This is a genomic window from Chryseobacterium aquifrigidense (genome assembly GCF_006716485.1).
In the GTDB taxonomy this organism is placed as follows: Bacteria; Bacteroidota; Bacteroidia; order Flavobacteriales; family Weeksellaceae; genus Chryseobacterium; species Chryseobacterium vietnamense.
This window is the reverse complement of record NZ_VFPD01000001.1, coordinates 2892335-2908488: the sequence shown is the minus strand read 5'-3', so window position 1 is coordinate 2908488 and position 16154 is coordinate 2892335. Positions and strand designations below refer to the sequence as shown.

Genomic DNA, 16154 nt, shown 5'->3' with positions numbered 1-16154 from the left:
CTGCGGTTTTTGTTATTTAATTCAAATCCTTATCAGTTAAGAGCCATACTCTTTTTTCCATTCTTCAGCAGCTTCGCTCAGAACAGTATAAAATTCTTCACCATACTTTCTCGTCAGTGGAGTTTTTAAAAACTTATAGACAGGAACCTGAAGCTCCTTTCCAAGAGTACAGGCATCGCTGCATACATTCCACTCATGATAATTCAATGCAGTAAATGCAGAATATTCTGTAACACGGATTGGGTAAAGGTGGCATGAAATAGGTTTCTGCCAGTCTACAGTACCATCCTCGTATGCTTTTTCAATTCCACATTTTGTAATTCCTTTTTCATCGAAGGTTACATAAGCACATTCGCGGTTCTCCACCATTGGAGTAACATACATTCCGTCGTGCGGATCAGTAGTCCATGTTCCCTGTTCTTCAAGGGCTTTAATTCCTTCCTGAGTAAGGTAAGGTTTTATTTTATCAAAAATACTGTCCAATATCTCAAGCTCGTTTTTATCCAACGGAGCTCCCACATCTCCTTCCACACAACATGCACCTTTACATTTTGTAAGGTTGCAAACAAATTCTTCGGAAAAAATTTCCTCTGAAATTAATTTATCGTCTATCTGAATCATAATTTTCTAAAATAAATCAAAAACTGTACCTGCTTTAAAGGTCAGTAAACTAATAATAATAAGCCATACACTGGCTTCACGCATCCAGTATTTGGGTAAAAATCTCATCATTCTACTAAGAATAATGCTTGAAGGAAATGCCAGAAGAAGCAGATATTCGTAGCTTTTATTCATATATAAAATGATGGAAACAAGCTGTGCCACAGAAAAAACAAGTAAGAAAGTATATTTATACCTGCTTATCGGACTTTTCTTATTATAATTTTTAAAATGGTCATATACGGCATAAATAAGCATCAGAACCACAGGAATCAATGGTAAAAGTTCCGTGTAATCTGTTACCGGTTTCATTCTTCCAAACGGAAAATAATCAATATTCCATGAGGTGAACTGACAGAAATACATTACAGAAAAATAACTGAATGTGATCAGAACAATTCCCAAAAGGAATCTGAAAAGATTCAACCCGATTTTGGCAGAGGTTGCAATCACGTGAATAATTACAAAAACAGCCATCGGCCATGTTGTAGGAAGAAAAATAAAGTTCAGGGCTACAATAGATCCCACCAAAACATAAGACTTCTTCCTGATATCTTCATCTGCACTGGTCAGTAGCAGGATAAGAAAGGAATTGGTAAGCAGAGAAACCGCAATTCCTATATCCAGATTTCCGGGATACAGCCCAAAAATAAAAAAAGTATATAAAAATAATGGCAGATGGGTCTGATAATTAAGGGCAATACTGTGAAAACAAAAATATCCCAAAGCAATTCCCAGAAAAGTTATTCCGGCAACTATAGCTTCGTAAGTATTGAAATTCAATATGTTAAATATTACGACTACTAAAAGAAGAAAACCAATATAAACAGGAATTGAAAAAATATTGCTTTCTTTTGAAAGTAATTTAAACATTTTTTATAAATTTGTACAAAGTTAATTTAAAAAAGGAAAATAATGACGTCTTTCTTTCTATTCTTAAGCAAAGTTTTCAAATGGACTTTCGGTTTCTTTGATGCGTTTGGAAATGTTTTAAACTGGATTCTATTTATAGTTTGCTGTGTACTATTTACTTATTGGTGCTATGTACTGGTGGTTACACTAGGTGGTGACAAAGATAAAGACTATTATTCTCCAACGGAAGGTAAGCATCCTTACTACGATCCGAATATCTACAAAAAAGAAGGTTAATTAATTGGTTATATAGTAAAAAACCGATCAGACAATATGCTCTGATCGGTTTTTTTATTACTAACGATTAAAATTTTCTTTTTCTTTAGTCGTGAATTGGAAGTACTAAAACAGGAATACTTGAACTTTTCGTAATTCCTTTCGTTAAGCTTCCCACGAATACATCATAGATTCCGCTTCTGCCATGTGATCCCATCACAATATAATCTGCATTTTTTGCCTTTGCATGTTCCAGAATAATATCTTTGGCAAGTCCTTGTTTTAAAAGGTGCTCGCAATCAATATCATGACTGATGATTCTTTGCTCAATTTTATTAAGCTGCACCAGCTCTTCTCTGATTTCATTGGCTTCCACTTCAGGAAAATATTGAAATCCCATATCACCAATGGCAAAGCCGATATCTGATGGCGCTACGTGGATCAGGTAAATTCTGCCGTTAAGCTGTTTTGCAAATTTTATGGCACCTTCTACCAATTGGTCTGTCTTGTCCCCAAAATCTACGGGTAATACAATATTTATCATAACCTCTAGTTTTGTTACCTAAAGATAGGGAAAATTTGTCAGACTGTGATGTTAAATACTTATAATATTCGGATATCAAGGATTTTTTCCTCTTCAAGATAAGCTTCCAGGATATCATTTTCTTCTACTTTTCCAACCCCTTTTGGAGTTCCCGTGAAAATAAGGTCACCTACTCGTAATGTAAAATACTTGGATGCAAAAGCTACAATGTCATCAAAATTGAACATCATATCTTTCGTATTGCCATCCTGTACCTTCTCTTTGTTTTTTAATAATGAAAACTGAAGATTCTCAAGACTGAAGTTCTCTTTTTTGAAGAAACTGCTTACCACTGCAGAACCGTCAAAACCTTTGGCAAGCTCCCATGGAAGCCCTTTTGATTTCAGTTCACTCTGAAGATCCCTCGCTGTGAAATCTATCCCAAGGCCAATTTCCTCATAATGTTTGTGTGCTGTTTCTTTCTGAATATATTTTCCTCCTTTTGAAATTTTTATTACTACTTCAAGTTCGTAGTGAATATCATTGGAGAATTCAGGAATATAAAAATCATTTCCCTTTAAAACAGCGGTATCCGGTTTCATAAAAATAACAGGATTTTCAGGAATTTCATTTCCTAATTCTTTTGCATGCTCACTGTAGTTTCTTCCTATGCAGATTATTTTCATAACTTAATTAATTTACTTTACCTTTAAAATATCCTTTACCTTCTTCTATATATTTTTCAGGACCATATCTTCTTTGAACTTTAAGTTCAGTATATCCGAAGAGGCTATCTCCTTTTTGATAAGATTCTTTATCCAGAATAACTTTACTGTCCAAAATTTTATAATATTCTCCTGTGTCCAAAAAGTCAAAAAGTTTTACATTGTCAGTATAAGAATAGGGAGAGATTTTATATCTATTTTGAAAAATATCTATCTGAAAACCACCACCGCTGAAACCATCTCCAACAGAAAATGTAACGTTTAGCATTGGATTTTCATTAATAGAACACCTGTAATATGCTGGACTTATACTGTCTGATTTTGTCTTAAAATCATTGGTTTTAATATCTTCACTCTCTGAACCCCAAATACTTGTTTGTTTTTGTTGATCAAAAGATTTAAAAAGAGGTTTCTGGCTTAAACTATGATCAACTTCTACGCTGTTCCATACTAATAAGAACTTTCCCGTTATGAAAACAAGAGAGCCAAGAATGATGATGAGTAAAATTTTTCCAATCTTTTTGATCATATAAAGCTTTAATGCGTAAACTCATTCCCGCAATAATAACATTTGAATTTGTGACTCGTCAGGAAAGAAATACCAAAGAAACTGGTAGCACTGTCATCCCTGTAGATGTGATTGGAACCACATTTCGGGCAGACAAAATCAAACTCAGGATCTTCAATGGTATGTTCTACTTCCAGCGAATATTGCTCGTTGTCTTTATAGTCTTGCAGGAGTTGCTGTGCTTTTTCCACATCTTCTTCAAACACCTGAAGCTGTATTCCTCCTACCGCCTGTGATAAAAGCCAATCCGACTGGATCAGCTGCTCATTCGCAATGAAACTATTGATACCGTTTTCACTCAGTATCTGCTTGTCCCTGTTAGCTTCAAGGGCAGTTTCATAAAATTTAAAACGAACCAGATCAGACATTTTTAAAACCTGCTTGAGAGTTGAATTTTTGTGAAAATTTTCTTTGTATACAAAGGAAAATCAGCGTTTTGAAGCCATCCGAAATATCCTAAGTCTTTTTGGAATACCGCTTTTACCCCCTGGCCTTTATATTTTCCAAAGTTGAAAACCTCTTCCATTTTTTCATTATAACCGATAAATCCGGCAAGATCTGCATTCTTATTATGGAATGTAAACTCGCTTAACGGTGCTATTTCATTCGGAATATCGTCATATTTTCCCACCTGAGCGTCCAGAACTTCAAACGTTGCCATTACATCAGCCTCTGCAGAATGGGCATTTTCCAATGTTTTTCCACAGTAGAACTGATAAGCTGCTCCTAAATTTCTAGGTTCTTTTTTATGAAAAATAGTCTGTGCATCTACCAGTCTGAATTTACTCAGATCAAAATCCATTCCTACTCTTAAAAGCTCTTCAGCCAAAAGCGGAACATCAAACCGGTTGGAATTAAATCCTCCCAAATCACTTCCGGTAATCATTTCCATAATTTTAGAAGCAATATCTCTGAAAGTAGGAGCATCTTTTACATCTTCATCATAAATCCCGTGGATCTCACTGCTTTCTTTTGGAATAAGCATTTCCGGATTGACACGCCATGTTTTGCTTTCTCTGGAAGCATCAGGATTTACTTTTAAAATACAGATTTCAACAATTCTGTCTTTTCCGATGTTGGTTCCTGTAGTTTCCAGGTCAAAAATACAAAGCGGTTTATGGAGTTTTAAATTCATGTCGATTATTAATAATTTGAATGTGTTTTATTTAAGTGAGTCTATTTTAACTGTGCCTGAAAAATGAGTGACACTAACATATAATAAATAACAAGCATTGGAATTCCAACAATCTGGAATATCGCAAGAATGGCAATTCCTCCTACCAACAATACAACTTTAGGATAGTTGTCTTTTAGTTGTTTTGATTTGAATTTCATGGCCATCATTTTGATCGGGCTGATCAGAAGCCATGAAGTAAGAAGAGTAAGCATAACCAGTAGCAGTTCATTATCAAACAAAAAGCTGAAAGATCCGGTTTCTTTAAAGGCATAATAAAGACCGAACAGCAAAACGGTGTTGGTTGGCGTGTTCAATCCTTTGAAATAATAACGCTGCTCTTCATCAAGATTGAAGATGGCAAGTCTAAGGCAGGAAAATACAGTGACAATGAGTCCCAGATACTTGATTTCAAACGGAAAATGCATTCCAAGCAGTTCTGCACCAAACGGTTCAAGAGCTTTGTACATAGTAAGTCCGGGAATAACTCCAAAACTTACCATATCCGCAAGCGAGTCCAGCTGAAGCCCAAGATTGGAGTTTGATTTTACAGCTCTGGCTACAAAGCCATCGAAAAAATCGAAAATTGAAGAGAGGATAAGACAGATTGCCGTTGTCTGATAATCTCCTAAAATTAAATGTATTGCCCCTACACAACCTGCAAATAAGTTGGCCAGGGTTAAGGCATTGGCCAGATTATTCTTTATAAAATCCATAAGCACAAAATTACAGTTTTTAAAAATTCTAACTCAAAATAATATGAACTAAAAAATGCATTACAGTGATTTTGATGTAAATTTGCTCCATGAAATTTTTAAAAGGATTTAGAAAACAGGAAGTTCTGGCATTGGTTTACAGGATTTTTTTAGCCTATTTTTTCTATCAGATTGCCAGACTTTTATTCTGGTACTTTAATAAAGATCTGATTAAAGTTGACTCTGTTTCAGAATATATAAAGCTGGCCTTCCATGGTACAGCTTTCGATACAACAGCTATTTTATATGTCAATGCACTATTTATACTCCTTAGTTTATTGCCATTGGTTATTAATACAAAGAAAGTTTTTCAGAAGATTCTTTTCTGGCTGTATTTCATTACCAACGGGATTGCTTATGCTATGAATTTCGGGGATTTTATTTACTATAAATTTTCGCAGGCAAGGCTTACTTCAGCAGTATTTCAGGTAGCAGAACATGAATCTAATGTTTCCAAAACATTGATGATCTCTGTGGGAGAACATCCTTTTGTCCTGATTTGGTATGTTGTGTTGATGGCCTTATGGGTTTTCCTTTATAAAAGGATAAAAGTACAAGAGGTGAAACCTTTGAAACTACTTCCTTACTTTATTACTTCCATTCTTACACTGTGTATTACAGCGGTGCTGGTTGTGGGAGGAATAAGAGGAGATTTTAAACACAGTACAAGACCTATCAATATGGTGGATGCAACCCGTTTTGTGACAAATCCGCTTCAGGGAAATATGGTACTCAACAGTACGTTTTCCTTTTTCAGGACTTTAAATACCAACAATTTCAAGGAAGTTCACTTTGTAGACGAAAAGTTTATCGAAGACAATGTTCAGCCCTATAAAGTATATGACAGAAAAGTGGAGAACCGTCCCAATATTGTTATTTTCATTGTAGAATCTTTCGGGAGAGAATATTCAGGCGCATTCAATAAAGACAAAAATATTAAAGACTACGTTTCTTATACTCCCTTTATGGATAGTTTAGCTACCCAAAGTCTTATTTTCCCCAATACTTTTGCAAACGGAAGACAGTCTATTCATGGGATGAGCAGTGTGTTGGCCGGAATTCCGAGTCTTACGGATGCATTTACAGGATCTCCGTATTCCAATCAGAAAATTCAGTCTATCGTTTCTGTCTGTAATGATCTTGGATATGATACTTCTTTTTATCATGGAGCACCGAATGGTTCTATGGGATTCCTTGGATTCGGAAATATTTTAGGATTTAAACATTATTTCGGGAAAACAGAATACAATCATGATGAAGATTTTGATGGGATGTGGGCCATATGGGATGAACCTTTCCTTCAGTATTTCGCAAAGAATGTAGGAAAGAAACAACCTTTTATGACTACCGTATTTACGGCATCATCACATCACCCTTTTAAAATTCCTGAAAAATACAACGGGAAATTTAAAAAAGGAAAAATTGAAATCCATGAGCCGATGCAGTATACGGATTATGCGATCAAACAATATTTTGAGACCGCTAAAAAACAGCCTTGGTACAATAATACGATCTTTGTTTTCACAGGAGATCATACCAACCAGGTATATTATCCGGAATATGAAAGAGCCATGAACCGTTATGCCGTTCCATTGGTTTTCTATTCTCCGAATCCTGCGTATCAGTTAAAAGGAGTCAGTCAGGAAATAGCACAGCAGGCGGATATTTATCCTACACTGGCAGACCTTATCGGGTACAATAAACCAATCCGAAGCTGGGGGAGAAGTCTGGTGAGTGACAAAAAATATCCTTTCATCGTAGTCAACTCGGATGGAAGTACAGATCAGTTCATGATCGGAAATTATATTTATCGCTTTGACGGAAAAGAAATTATCGGAGTATATGATAAATCTGATCTGAGCCTTGAAAAAAATATCATGAATGAAGTTAAAAATCCTGAAATAGAACGAGGAAAGAAAATAGCAAAGGCCTGGTATCAGGATTATATGGATAGAGTGATTAACAGGAAGCTGTATTAGGCAGAAGACAAAAAATAGAATGGCGAAATAGTCAATATGCTGATTGGCAAATTAATTGTTTTAGTATTTATTGATTTTACTTTTCTTCGCCTCTTTATGCTTTGTATAATAAAAGTTTTTGTTCGTTGAAAATTAATTTATATTTTTATCAATACGTAGATAAGAATATTGTATTAAAATTAAAACTATAAGAAATATGAAAAAAATATTGTTAACGTTCGCACTTTCTTTATGTGGTGTACTTACATTTGCACAGATCGAAGGTAAGTGGAAAACGATAGATGATGAGACAAAACAGGCAAAATCTATTGTTGAAGTGTACAAAAAATCAGATGGGAAATATTATGGAAAAGTTTCTCAGCTGTTAATAAAACCAACTGATCCTAACTGTACACTTTGTAAAGATGACAGAAAAGGAAAGCCGCTTTTAGGATTGGAAATCATCAGAGGATTGAAAAAAGATGGTGATGAATTCACAGGCGGAACCATAACGGATCCTAAAACAGGAAAAACATACAAATGTACCATTACAAGAAGCGGTGATAAACTGAACGTAAGAGGGTACTTAGGATTATCTTTATTAGGAAGAACCCAGGTTTGGGAGAAAGCTAATTAATATAAGTTTAAATAGAATTTTAAATGACATTTCAGAAATGAGATGTCATTTTTTGTAGATAAAAGAATGTATAGAATGTATTCAGGATCTTATGAAAAATTACAAAGGGCTCAGTCTACAGGAGAAAAATCAGTTTTAAATAAAATTAATAAAAGACTTCTCGGTCAAATGAGACGTCTTTTTATGATGTGTATAATAAAAAATCACTATTTTTGTAGTCTAAATTTTTCGAATAAATATGGCAGAATATACTTTTCGTGAGGTAATTGCACAGGCAATGAGCGAGGAAATGCGTAAAGACGAATCCATCTTTTTAATGGGGGAGGAAGTTGCAGAATACAATGGTGCTTATAAAGCTTCAAAAGGAATGCTGGATGAGTTTGGTCCTAAAAGAGTAATTGATACCCCAATTGCAGAACTTGGATTTACAGGAATTGCTGTGGGTGCTGCAATGAATGGTAACAGACCAATTGTAGAGTATATGACATTCAATTTCTCATTGGTAGGAATTGATCAGATTATCAATAATGCAGCGAAAATCCGTCAGATGAGTGGTGGACAATGGAACTGTCCAATCGTTTTCCGTGGACCTACAGCTTCTGCAGGACAATTGGGAGCTACCCATTCTCAGGCTTTTGAAAACTGGTTTGCAAACATCCCTGGCCTTAAAGTAGTGGTTCCTTCAAATCCTTATGATGCAAAAGGATTGCTGAAAACCGCAATTCAGGATAATGACCCTGTTATTTTCATGGAATCTGAGCAGATGTATGGAGATAAAATGGAAATTCCTGAAGAAGAATATTATTTACCACTAGGAAAAGCAGATATCAAGAGAGAAGGTACAGATGTTACTTTGGTTTCTTTTGGAAAAATCATGAAGCTTGCTTTACAGGCTGCTGAAGATATGGCTAAAGAAGGAATCTCTGTAGAGGTTATTGACCTTAGAACAGTTCGTCCTCTTGATTTTGATACTATTCTGGCATCAGTAAAGAAAACAAACAGACTGGTTATTTTAGAAGAAGCTTGGCCATTTGCTTCTATATCTTCTGAAATTACTTATATGGTACAGCAAAAAGCATTTGATTATTTAGATGCTCCTATCAAGAGAATCACTACTCCTGATGCACCTGCACCTTACTCTGCAGCATTGTTTGCAGAATGGTTCCCTAAACTTGAAAAAGTAAAAGAGGAAATCAAAAAAGCGATGTACGTAAAATAGTTATAGAAAAAAACTTCCGAAAGGAAGTTTTTTCATTTATTATATTCATGAAGAAAAATTCTTGACGTCATAAAATTAGTATAAATTTGCGCCTTTAAAATAAATTAAGCTGATATGGCAGAAGTTACAGAAGATGGCTACCACTTCGATATAAAGAAGCTTTCCTTTATGGGAGTTTTAGTGTCTCTAGGAATTGTTTTTGGAGATATTGGTACCTCTCCGCTTTACGTAATGAAAGCAATTGTGAATGCAAGGTCCCAGGGGAGCAATATGCCTTTCAATGAATACATAGAAGGAGCTCTTTCCTGTATTATCTGGACTCTTACCCTGCAAACCACAATAAAATATGTGATCATTGCTTTGAGAGCAGATAACAAAGGTGAAGGTGGTATTCTTGCTTTGTTTTCACTGGTAAGAAACCTTAAGAAAGGATGGTTGTACCTCATTGCAATCATTGGAGCTGCAGCCCTTATTGCAGACGGAGTCATTACACCGTCACTAACGGTAATGTCAGCTATTGAAGGTCTTGAAATTTATAATCCGCACACCCCCGTTGTGCCTATTACCATCGGAATTCTTATTGCCATTTTTGTGGTACAGCAGTTTGGAACAAGCTTTATCGGAAAATTTTTTGGTCCGGTAATGGTAGTTTGGTTCTTAGTATTGGGAGGTCTGGGAGTAATGCATTTAAGTGAAAACTTTGAGATTTTAAGATCTTTTAACCCTTATTACGCTTATAAACTTATTGTCAACTCTCCGAGTGCCATTGTTATTTTAGGAGCTGTTTTCCTTTGTACAACCGGAGCAGAAGCATTGTATTCGGACTTAGGACACTGTGGTGCTAAAAACATCAGAATAAGCTGGGCATTTGTTAAGATTATGCTTATTCTTAATTATCTTGGACAGGGAGCATGGCTTTTGACCAATTACAGCAAACCAGGGTTCTCTGTAGTCAACCCGTTCTTTGGAATTATGGAAGAATGGATGATTATTCCGGGAGTAATTTTAGCAACAGCCGCTGCAATTATTGCCAGCCAGGCATTGATTACAGGTTCCTTCACCATATTCTCAGAAGCAATGTCTCTTAACCTTTGGCCGAATCAGAAAATTGATTACCCTTCCGGAGTAAAAGGACAGATGTATATTCCAAGAATCAATTGGGGACTTCTTATCCTGTGTATCATTGTTGTTCTTCACTTCAGAGAGTCAGGAAAAATGGAAGCTGCTTATGGACTTTCCATTACTGTGACGATGTTGATGACCACAGTTCTGTTGGTCTTCTGGCTGCTGAAACACAGAGTAAGCAAGGTCCTGATTCTGGTTTTCGCAATGGTTTATATGGCAATTGAATTAGGTTTCTTCAGTGCCAACATTATCAAATTCATGGAAGGTGGATGGATCACCGTTGTATTGGCTGGCTCTATCGGAGTTTCTATGTATGCATGGTATAACGGAAGACTGATCAAAACAAGATTTATCCAGTTTGTGAAAATAGAAAAATATGTGTCTATTCTCAAAGACATGAAACTGGACGAAACTATTCCGAAGTACGCTACCAATCTGGCTTATCTGAGCAGAGCAAAAAGAAATGATGAAGTAGAATCAAAAATTATCTATTCCATTATCAAAAAACAACCCAAAAGAGCAGATCATTACTTCATCCTGAGCATCGTGAATCAGGAAGATCCCTACACTTTCAGATATACCGTAGATGAAATTCTTCCGGGAACCGTTTATAAAATCAACTTCCTGTTAGGATTTAAAGTGGACCGAAGAATCAATGATTATTTCAATATGGTTCTTAAAGATTTAATGGCAGACGGAACCATTCCGTCAAGAAGCAGCCATCCATCTTTAAGAGCTCATGATATACCACCGGATCTTAAATATGTGATCATAGATAACACCTATATCAACGATATCCTTTTAACTGTTAAACAGAAGATTACTCTTAACATTTATAACTTTGTAAAGTATATCGGAAGTGACGACTTTAAGGCCTGGGGAGTATCTTCGCATAACGTAGAAGTAGAATCTGCACCGATCACAGAATTAACAGTTTATGATAATAAGATCGAGCAGTCCGGGTATTTCCGCCACAACTCGTAGCCACCCGTATTTAACCATACTATCTATTTAAATAAAATTCAATAAATTTGTAGATAATTTTTTTAATGGATACAATACAAAAAGAAAAAAATATAGCTTTGATCAAGGATGTTTTGAGAAACTACTTATTAGAAAAGGGGTTCCGAAACACACCTGAAAGATATACGATATTGGAAGAGATTTATAATATGGATCATCACTTTAACGTTGATGATCTGTATCTTCTGATGATGCAGAAAAAATATCATGTTTCCAAAGCAACCATTTACAACACTATTGAAATCTTCCTTGATGCTGGCTTAATCCGTAAGCATCAGTTCGGAGAAAAGACATTGACTTCTTCATCTTATGAAAAGTCTTATTTTGACAAACAGCATGACCACCTGGTGATCTACAAAAAAGACTCTGATAAAGAAATTGAAGAAATTATTGAATTCTGTGACCCAAGAATCCAAGGAATCAAAGAAGCCATTGAAGAAGCTTTTGGCGTAAAAATTGATTCTCATTCGCTATATTTCTATGGCACTAAGAATGACTAATTAATGAGAATAGCCCTTTTTCTGTTACTCTTTATTTCTACGCTAAGCTTTGCGCAGGATAAAACTCCTGTGAAGAGAGATCCTTATTTGCAGGCTCCTTCACCGGCTCAGCCCAAACAGGTGAGACCTGAAGATAAAGTAAAGATCATCCATGCGGACGAGATCAAGAAAAACCCTGAAAAATACGACGGAAATCAATATTTTACCGGAAATGTTCAGATAGAACACCAAGGCTCCATCCTTACAGCAGATGAAGTAGTATTGTATAATGAAGAAAACTTTGTAAAAGCAATAGGCAATACAAGACTTCAGAACACCGACGGATCTGTCATCACAGCAGGTGAAATGGAATATGATGCCAATACCCAGAAAGGTGTTGCCCGGAAAAATGTGGTTTTAACTGATCCTAAACAAACCATAAAAACAGATATCCTGTACTATGACAGGTTGGCTAATCAGGCTTATTTTAACACAGGAGGGACAATTTCTGATGGGCAGAACGTAACCTATGCCAAAGTAGGAACCTATTTTCTTAATACAAGAGTGGTAGATCTTACTGGAAATGTAAAGATTGAAACCCCTCAGTATACTATAGAAGGACCCAACATCAAGCAGAATCAGAATACAAAAATTGCTGATTTTCTAGGTCCTACAACCATTACCAGCAAAACCAATCCAAGAAACAGAATCTACACGGAAAAAGGAACTTATAAAATGGATTCCAAAGAGGCTTATCTAACCAAAAACTCCAGGATCTTTTATAATGAAAAAATCCTTACCGGTGATGATATGTACTATAATCAGATTTCAGGATTTGGCAAAGCAACAGGAAATGTAACCCTTGATGATCCTATAGAAAGGAGATATATAAAAGGAGGTTATGGAGAAATTTTTGAGAAAAAAGACTCCGCAATGATGACTAAAAATCCTTATGCTGTAAAAGTAATGGAAAAAGACTCCATTTATTTTGCTGCAGAAAAAATTATCTCTTACCAAAGACCGGATACATTAGATATTAAAATCAAGAAAAGCTATCTGAGAGCTTTTAAAAAGGCACGTATTTTTAAATCCAATGCACAAGGAAGAGCAGACTCCATTGCCTTCAATGAAACAGACGGAATCATGCATATGTATACCAACCCGATTCTTTGGAGCGGTGAGAAACAGGTTACAGGAGATAAAGTGGAAGCTTATTTCAATACCAAAACAGAAGATATTGACTCTCTGAAAGTAATCGGAAATGCCTTTGCCATCAGTAAAGTAGATTCACTTACCCTGAAAGACGAATTTAATCAGGTGAAAGGGAAATTCATGACGGTGTACTATGAGAAAAATGCGATTAAAGAAGCAAGAGTAGTTGGAAACGCGCAGTCAATCGTATATGTTGATGATACTGATCAGGAAACTAAAAAGCCTGAAAGAATAGGAATTACATTATCTACCTGCGGAATTATCGGAGCATTGTTTGAAGAAAGAGCACTCCAGATTATTTCCTGCAGTATTGGAGCAGCTTCCGATACTTATCCTATGAGTATGATAGAACCTTCGAAAAGAAAATTCCCGGATTTCAACTGGAATACAAAAGACCGGATCCGGAAATGGCAGGATATCCTTGTAGACAGTCCAAACAACGAAGAAATACAATATACGGCTGATAGCGAATTGTTTGATAAAGCACAGAAAGCAATTGACGACGAAAAAGCTAAAGAAGAAGCTAAAAAACCAAAGAGAGTAAGAAAATAGAAAGCAATAGGTATGAAAAAAATTCTGTTACTGTTATTATTTTTTCCATTGATGTTTTTTTCACAAGATTTACAACCGGGTGAATTTGTATGGAGTAAAGAACGAAAATTACAGAAAGAGGATTATAAATTGATTACCCATGATGATCGTATTTCAATCAGATCAGCAATCAACTTTTCTTATCAGTTAAGGGGATTTAATGCGCTAAGTAATAATTTTAATAAAAAGATTATCAATAAATTTTCCAGCAGTGCTTCATCAATAAATCCTGATTCTCGCAATATTCCGGCTATGATAGAATATCAGCAGGTCAATTTTGATTTAGCCGAAGTATATGCCCGAAAAATGCGTAAAGATCTTCTTATTCATAAAAATACGCTGTGGAAAGGTTTTACTTATGCCAATGAAGTGTTTAATAATCTGACAGCTGAATATACAAAAGCTCAGGCCCTGATAGACAATGAAACCAATTATGGCCTTAATACTCAGAAACTACAGGACTGGAAACAGAAAATTCAGACTGAGCTCGATGATCTTTCTGATTTTGATTACAACAATACATCTAAAATAAAAATAAAGAAAGGTACTAAAGAAGAAAACTGATTTAGACTTTCATAAAATATTTCTGAAATGCAAAAAGATTTTTTTCTATATCAGGCACAAACTACTAAGTTTGCTGCAGGTTTTGAAGTTGAAAAAGCTGAAGGAAGCTATATTTATGGTACAGACGGGAAGAAATATCTTGACTTTGTAGCAGGGGTTTCTGCCAATACTTTGGGACATTCACATCCTAAAATTGTGAATGCAATCAAAGAACAGACGGATAAATATCTTCACGTAATGGTGTACGGAGAATATGCACAGGAAAAACCTGTCGCATTATGCAGTTTGCTTGCAGAAGCGACGCCTGATCCATTAGAAGTGACTTACCTTGTGAATAGCGGTGCAGAAGCTATCGATGGAAGCTTAAAACTGGCTAAAAGATATACTGGAAGGGAGGAAATTGTTTCCTTTAAAAACTCTTACCATGGAAATACCCATGGGGCTTTAAGTGTTTCAGGAAATGAAACCCACAAGAGAGAATTCCGTCCTTTACTGCCAATGGTGTCTTTTATTGAATTTAACAATGAAGAAGACTTTGGTAAAATTACGGAGAAGACCGCTTGTGTTATCCTTGAAACCATTCAGGGAGCAGCGGGGTTTCTCGTTCCGGATAACGACTATCTGATCAAATTAAAAAGAAGATGCGAAGAAGTAGGAGCGCTTTTAATTTTAGATGAAATACAGCCGGGATTCGGAAGAACAGGGAAGTTATTCTCTTTCGAGCACTTTGGTATCGTTCCTGATATTCTTGTCATGGGTAAAGGAATGGGAGGCGGTGTTCCTGTAGGAGCTTTTATGAGTTCCAGAGAAATCATGGAAACGCTTTCACATTCTCCTAAATTGGGTCACATTACTACTTTTGGAGGAAATCCGTTGATTGCGGCCGCAAGTTACGCTACTTTAAAAGAAGTGCTGGAAAGCGGCTTAATGAATGAAGTGGAGGAAAAAGAGAAGTTGTTCAGAGAACTTTTGGTTCATCCTAAAATCAAAAATATCAACGGTAAAGGATTAATGCTTGCTGTTAACCTGGGAACTCCTGAATACACATTGGAAGTGGCCAAAAAATGTATGGAAAGAGGGCTTATTGTTTTCTGGCAATTGTACAGAAATGAATACCTGAGAATCTCTCCGCCCCTTACATTATCTCTGGAAGAAATCCGTGAAGGATGTCAGATTATTCTCGATATACTGAATGAAAATTAAAGATAAAATCTCTCCTGAATGGGGAGATTTTTTTATGTTTTGCATGGTAACTTTTAGCTTTAAAATTTAACATCACAGAGATTTAAATCCAGTGACAAATATCATACAGATTCTATAAAAAAGTAATTGTTTTTTTGCGTAATAAAAAAATTAATTTATATATTGCGGGACGATAAAACAAAGATTATATGGCGAAACATAAAGTCCATTACGAATTTCCAATGCACTGTTTATCAGAGATTTTATACGAATATCTGGCGACTGCAGAGGGATTGTCTGAATGGTTTGCGGATGAGGTAACAGAGAAAGGCGATGATTTCTTTTTTAGCTGGGGTGGAGGACCTGCTGAGAAGGCCACTTTGATCAGATATAAGCCTGAAGGTTTCGTGCGTTTCAGATGGGAAGAAGATGAAGGAACAAAAAATTTCTTTGAAATGACTATCACAATTGATGATATTACAGAAGATCTTGCTTTAAATATTACAGATTTCTGTGAAGAAGGTGATGAAGAGGAAAATGCAATGTATTGGGAAAATCTTATCGAAAACCTGAGAATAAAACTAGGTGCGGCATAATACCGGGCTATATGAAATGATAAAACTGATGAACG

The 16154-nt window shown here is 35.8% G+C and carries 18 protein-coding genes; 10 read left to right on the top strand and 8 right to left on the bottom strand.

The annotated features are described in order from the left end of the window. Positions 1-36: 36 nt before the first annotated feature. A complete protein-coding gene (locus tag FB551_RS13040; protein WP_142017801.1) occupies positions 37-621 on the bottom strand; it encodes a DUF3109 family protein in 585 nt (194 codons plus the stop codon). A gap of 6 nt (positions 622-627) precedes the next feature. Then, entirely contained in the window at positions 628-1533 is a 906-nt protein-coding gene (locus FB551_RS13035; RefSeq protein ID WP_047434772.1) for a DUF6427 family protein, read from the bottom strand. Between the two features lie 42 nt (positions 1534-1575). On the opposite strand from FB551_RS13035, the gene FB551_RS13030 reads away from it, so the two are divergent. Beyond that, positions 1576-1809 (top strand): DUF6341 family protein, encoded by a 234-nt coding sequence (locus tag FB551_RS13030; protein ID WP_047434770.1) that lies wholly within the window; start codon positions 1576-1578, stop codon positions 1807-1809. A gap of 85 nt (positions 1810-1894) precedes the next feature. On the opposite strand, the gene FB551_RS13025 is transcribed toward FB551_RS13030, so the two are convergent. From FB551_RS13025 to FB551_RS13000, 6 genes are read right to left on the bottom strand one after another with little or no spacing between them, the layout of a single operon-like run. Beyond that, on the bottom strand, positions 1895-2332 hold the full coding sequence (locus FB551_RS13025; protein WP_047434768.1) for a universal stress protein: 438 nt from the start codon (positions 2330-2332) through the stop codon (positions 1895-1897). Between the two features lie 59 nt (positions 2333-2391). Then, the gene (locus FB551_RS13020) at positions 2392-2997 is read right to left on the bottom strand and encodes a fumarylacetoacetate hydrolase family protein (RefSeq protein ID WP_142017800.1); all 606 of its coding nucleotides are present in this window, start codon (positions 2995-2997) and stop codon (positions 2392-2394) included. Between the two features lie 7 nt (positions 2998-3004). Beyond that, positions 3005-3565, bottom strand: a complete 561-nt coding sequence (locus FB551_RS13015; RefSeq protein WP_047434765.1) for a hypothetical protein — start codon at positions 3563-3565, stop codon at positions 3005-3007. A gap of 8 nt (positions 3566-3573) precedes the next feature. Further along, the gene (locus FB551_RS13010) at positions 3574-3972 is read right to left on the bottom strand and encodes a putative signal transducing protein (protein ID WP_142017799.1); all 399 of its coding nucleotides are present in this window, start codon (positions 3970-3972) and stop codon (positions 3574-3576) included. Between the two features lie 2 nt (positions 3973-3974). Continuing rightward, positions 3975-4739 carry a 3'-5' exonuclease gene (locus tag FB551_RS13005; RefSeq protein WP_047434759.1) on the bottom strand — a complete coding sequence of 255 codons (765 nt, stop codon included), beginning with the start codon at positions 4737-4739 and terminating at the stop codon, positions 3975-3977. Between the two features lie 41 nt (positions 4740-4780). Then, positions 4781-5494, bottom strand: a complete 714-nt coding sequence (locus FB551_RS13000; RefSeq protein ID WP_142017798.1) for a CDP-alcohol phosphatidyltransferase family protein — start codon at positions 5492-5494, stop codon at positions 4781-4783. Between the two features lie 89 nt (positions 5495-5583). Between FB551_RS13000 and FB551_RS12995 the strand changes: the two genes are divergently transcribed. The 9 genes from FB551_RS12995 to FB551_RS12955 all read left to right on the top strand — a co-directional run bounded on the left by FB551_RS12995 (position 5584) and on the right by FB551_RS12955 (position 16119). After that, complete coding sequence (locus tag FB551_RS12995) at positions 5584-7512, top strand: LTA synthase family protein (protein ID WP_142017797.1); 1929 nt, start codon at positions 5584-5586, stop codon at positions 7510-7512. A gap of 196 nt (positions 7513-7708) precedes the next feature. Further along, on the top strand, positions 7709-8128 hold the full coding sequence (locus FB551_RS12990) for a DUF2147 domain-containing protein (RefSeq protein WP_047434752.1): 420 nt from the start codon (positions 7709-7711) through the stop codon (positions 8126-8128). Between the two features lie 238 nt (positions 8129-8366). Next, positions 8367-9347, top strand: coding sequence for a pyruvate dehydrogenase complex E1 component subunit beta (locus FB551_RS12985; protein ID WP_047378880.1), 981 nt, complete (start codon positions 8367-8369; stop codon positions 9345-9347). 114 nt (positions 9348-9461) lie between these two features. After that, the gene (locus tag FB551_RS12980) at positions 9462-11456 is read left to right on the top strand and encodes a KUP/HAK/KT family potassium transporter (RefSeq protein WP_047434751.1); all 1995 of its coding nucleotides are present in this window, start codon (positions 9462-9464) and stop codon (positions 11454-11456) included. Positions 11457-11521: 65 nt separating this feature from the next. Further along, on the top strand, positions 11522-11995 hold the full coding sequence (locus tag FB551_RS12975) for a Fur family transcriptional regulator (RefSeq protein WP_002976876.1): 474 nt from the start codon (positions 11522-11524) through the stop codon (positions 11993-11995). Positions 11996-11998: 3 nt separating this feature from the next. Beyond that, the gene (locus FB551_RS12970) at positions 11999-13738 is read left to right on the top strand and encodes an OstA-like protein (protein WP_047434747.1); all 1740 of its coding nucleotides are present in this window, start codon (positions 11999-12001) and stop codon (positions 13736-13738) included. A gap of 12 nt (positions 13739-13750) precedes the next feature. Beyond that, positions 13751-14341 carry a hypothetical protein gene (locus FB551_RS12965; RefSeq protein ID WP_142017796.1) on the top strand — a complete coding sequence of 197 codons (591 nt, stop codon included), beginning with the start codon at positions 13751-13753 and terminating at the stop codon, positions 14339-14341. 27 nt (positions 14342-14368) lie between these two features. Beyond that, complete coding sequence (locus FB551_RS12960) at positions 14369-15544, top strand: aspartate aminotransferase family protein (RefSeq protein WP_142017795.1); 1176 nt, start codon at positions 14369-14371, stop codon at positions 15542-15544. Positions 15545-15732: 188 nt separating this feature from the next. Next, complete coding sequence (locus tag FB551_RS12955; RefSeq protein ID WP_034696870.1) at positions 15733-16119, top strand: START-like domain-containing protein; 387 nt, start codon at positions 15733-15735, stop codon at positions 16117-16119. Positions 16120-16154 lie beyond the last annotated feature (35 nt).

Coding starts and splice junctions, on each gene's coding strand:
- FB551_RS13025 (WP_047434768.1), bottom strand. CDS start 2,332: ATGATAAATATTGTATTACCCGTAGATTTTGGGGACAAGACAGACCAA.
- FB551_RS13020 (WP_142017800.1), bottom strand. CDS start 2,997: ATGAAAATAATCTGCATAGGAAGAAACTACAGTGAGCATGCAAAAGAA.
- FB551_RS13030 (WP_047434770.1), top strand. CDS start 1,576: ATGACGTCTTTCTTTCTATTCTTAAGCAAAGTTTTCAAATGGACTTTC.
- FB551_RS12960 (WP_142017795.1), top strand. CDS start 14,369: ATGCAAAAAGATTTTTTTCTATATCAGGCACAAACTACTAAGTTTGCT.
- FB551_RS12970 (WP_047434747.1), top strand. CDS start 11,999: ATGAGAATAGCCCTTTTTCTGTTACTCTTTATTTCTACGCTAAGCTTT.
- FB551_RS12980 (WP_047434751.1), top strand. CDS start 9,462: ATGGCAGAAGTTACAGAAGATGGCTACCACTTCGATATAAAGAAGCTT.
- FB551_RS13005 (WP_047434759.1), bottom strand. CDS start 4,739: ATGAATTTAAAACTCCATAAACCGCTTTGTATTTTTGACCTGGAAACT.
- FB551_RS12955 (WP_034696870.1), top strand. CDS start 15,733: ATGGCGAAACATAAAGTCCATTACGAATTTCCAATGCACTGTTTATCA.
- FB551_RS13010 (WP_142017799.1), bottom strand. CDS start 3,972: ATGTCTGATCTGGTTCGTTTTAAATTTTATGAAACTGCCCTTGAAGCT.
- FB551_RS12990 (WP_047434752.1), top strand. CDS start 7,709: ATGAAAAAAATATTGTTAACGTTCGCACTTTCTTTATGTGGTGTACTT.
- FB551_RS13040 (WP_142017801.1), bottom strand. CDS start 621: ATGATTCAGATAGACGATAAATTAATTTCAGAGGAAATTTTTTCCGAA.
- FB551_RS12995 (WP_142017797.1), top strand. CDS start 5,584: ATGAAATTTTTAAAAGGATTTAGAAAACAGGAAGTTCTGGCATTGGTT.
- FB551_RS13000 (WP_142017798.1), bottom strand. CDS start 5,494: ATGGATTTTATAAAGAATAATCTGGCCAATGCCTTAACCCTGGCCAAC.
- FB551_RS13015 (WP_047434765.1), bottom strand. CDS start 3,565: ATGATCAAAAAGATTGGAAAAATTTTACTCATCATCATTCTTGGCTCT.
- FB551_RS12975 (WP_002976876.1), top strand. CDS start 11,522: ATGGATACAATACAAAAAGAAAAAAATATAGCTTTGATCAAGGATGTT.
- FB551_RS13035 (WP_047434772.1), bottom strand. CDS start 1,533: ATGTTTAAATTACTTTCAAAAGAAAGCAATATTTTTTCAATTCCTGTT.
- FB551_RS12965 (WP_142017796.1), top strand. CDS start 13,751: ATGAAAAAAATTCTGTTACTGTTATTATTTTTTCCATTGATGTTTTTT.
- FB551_RS12985 (WP_047378880.1), top strand. CDS start 8,367: ATGGCAGAATATACTTTTCGTGAGGTAATTGCACAGGCAATGAGCGAG.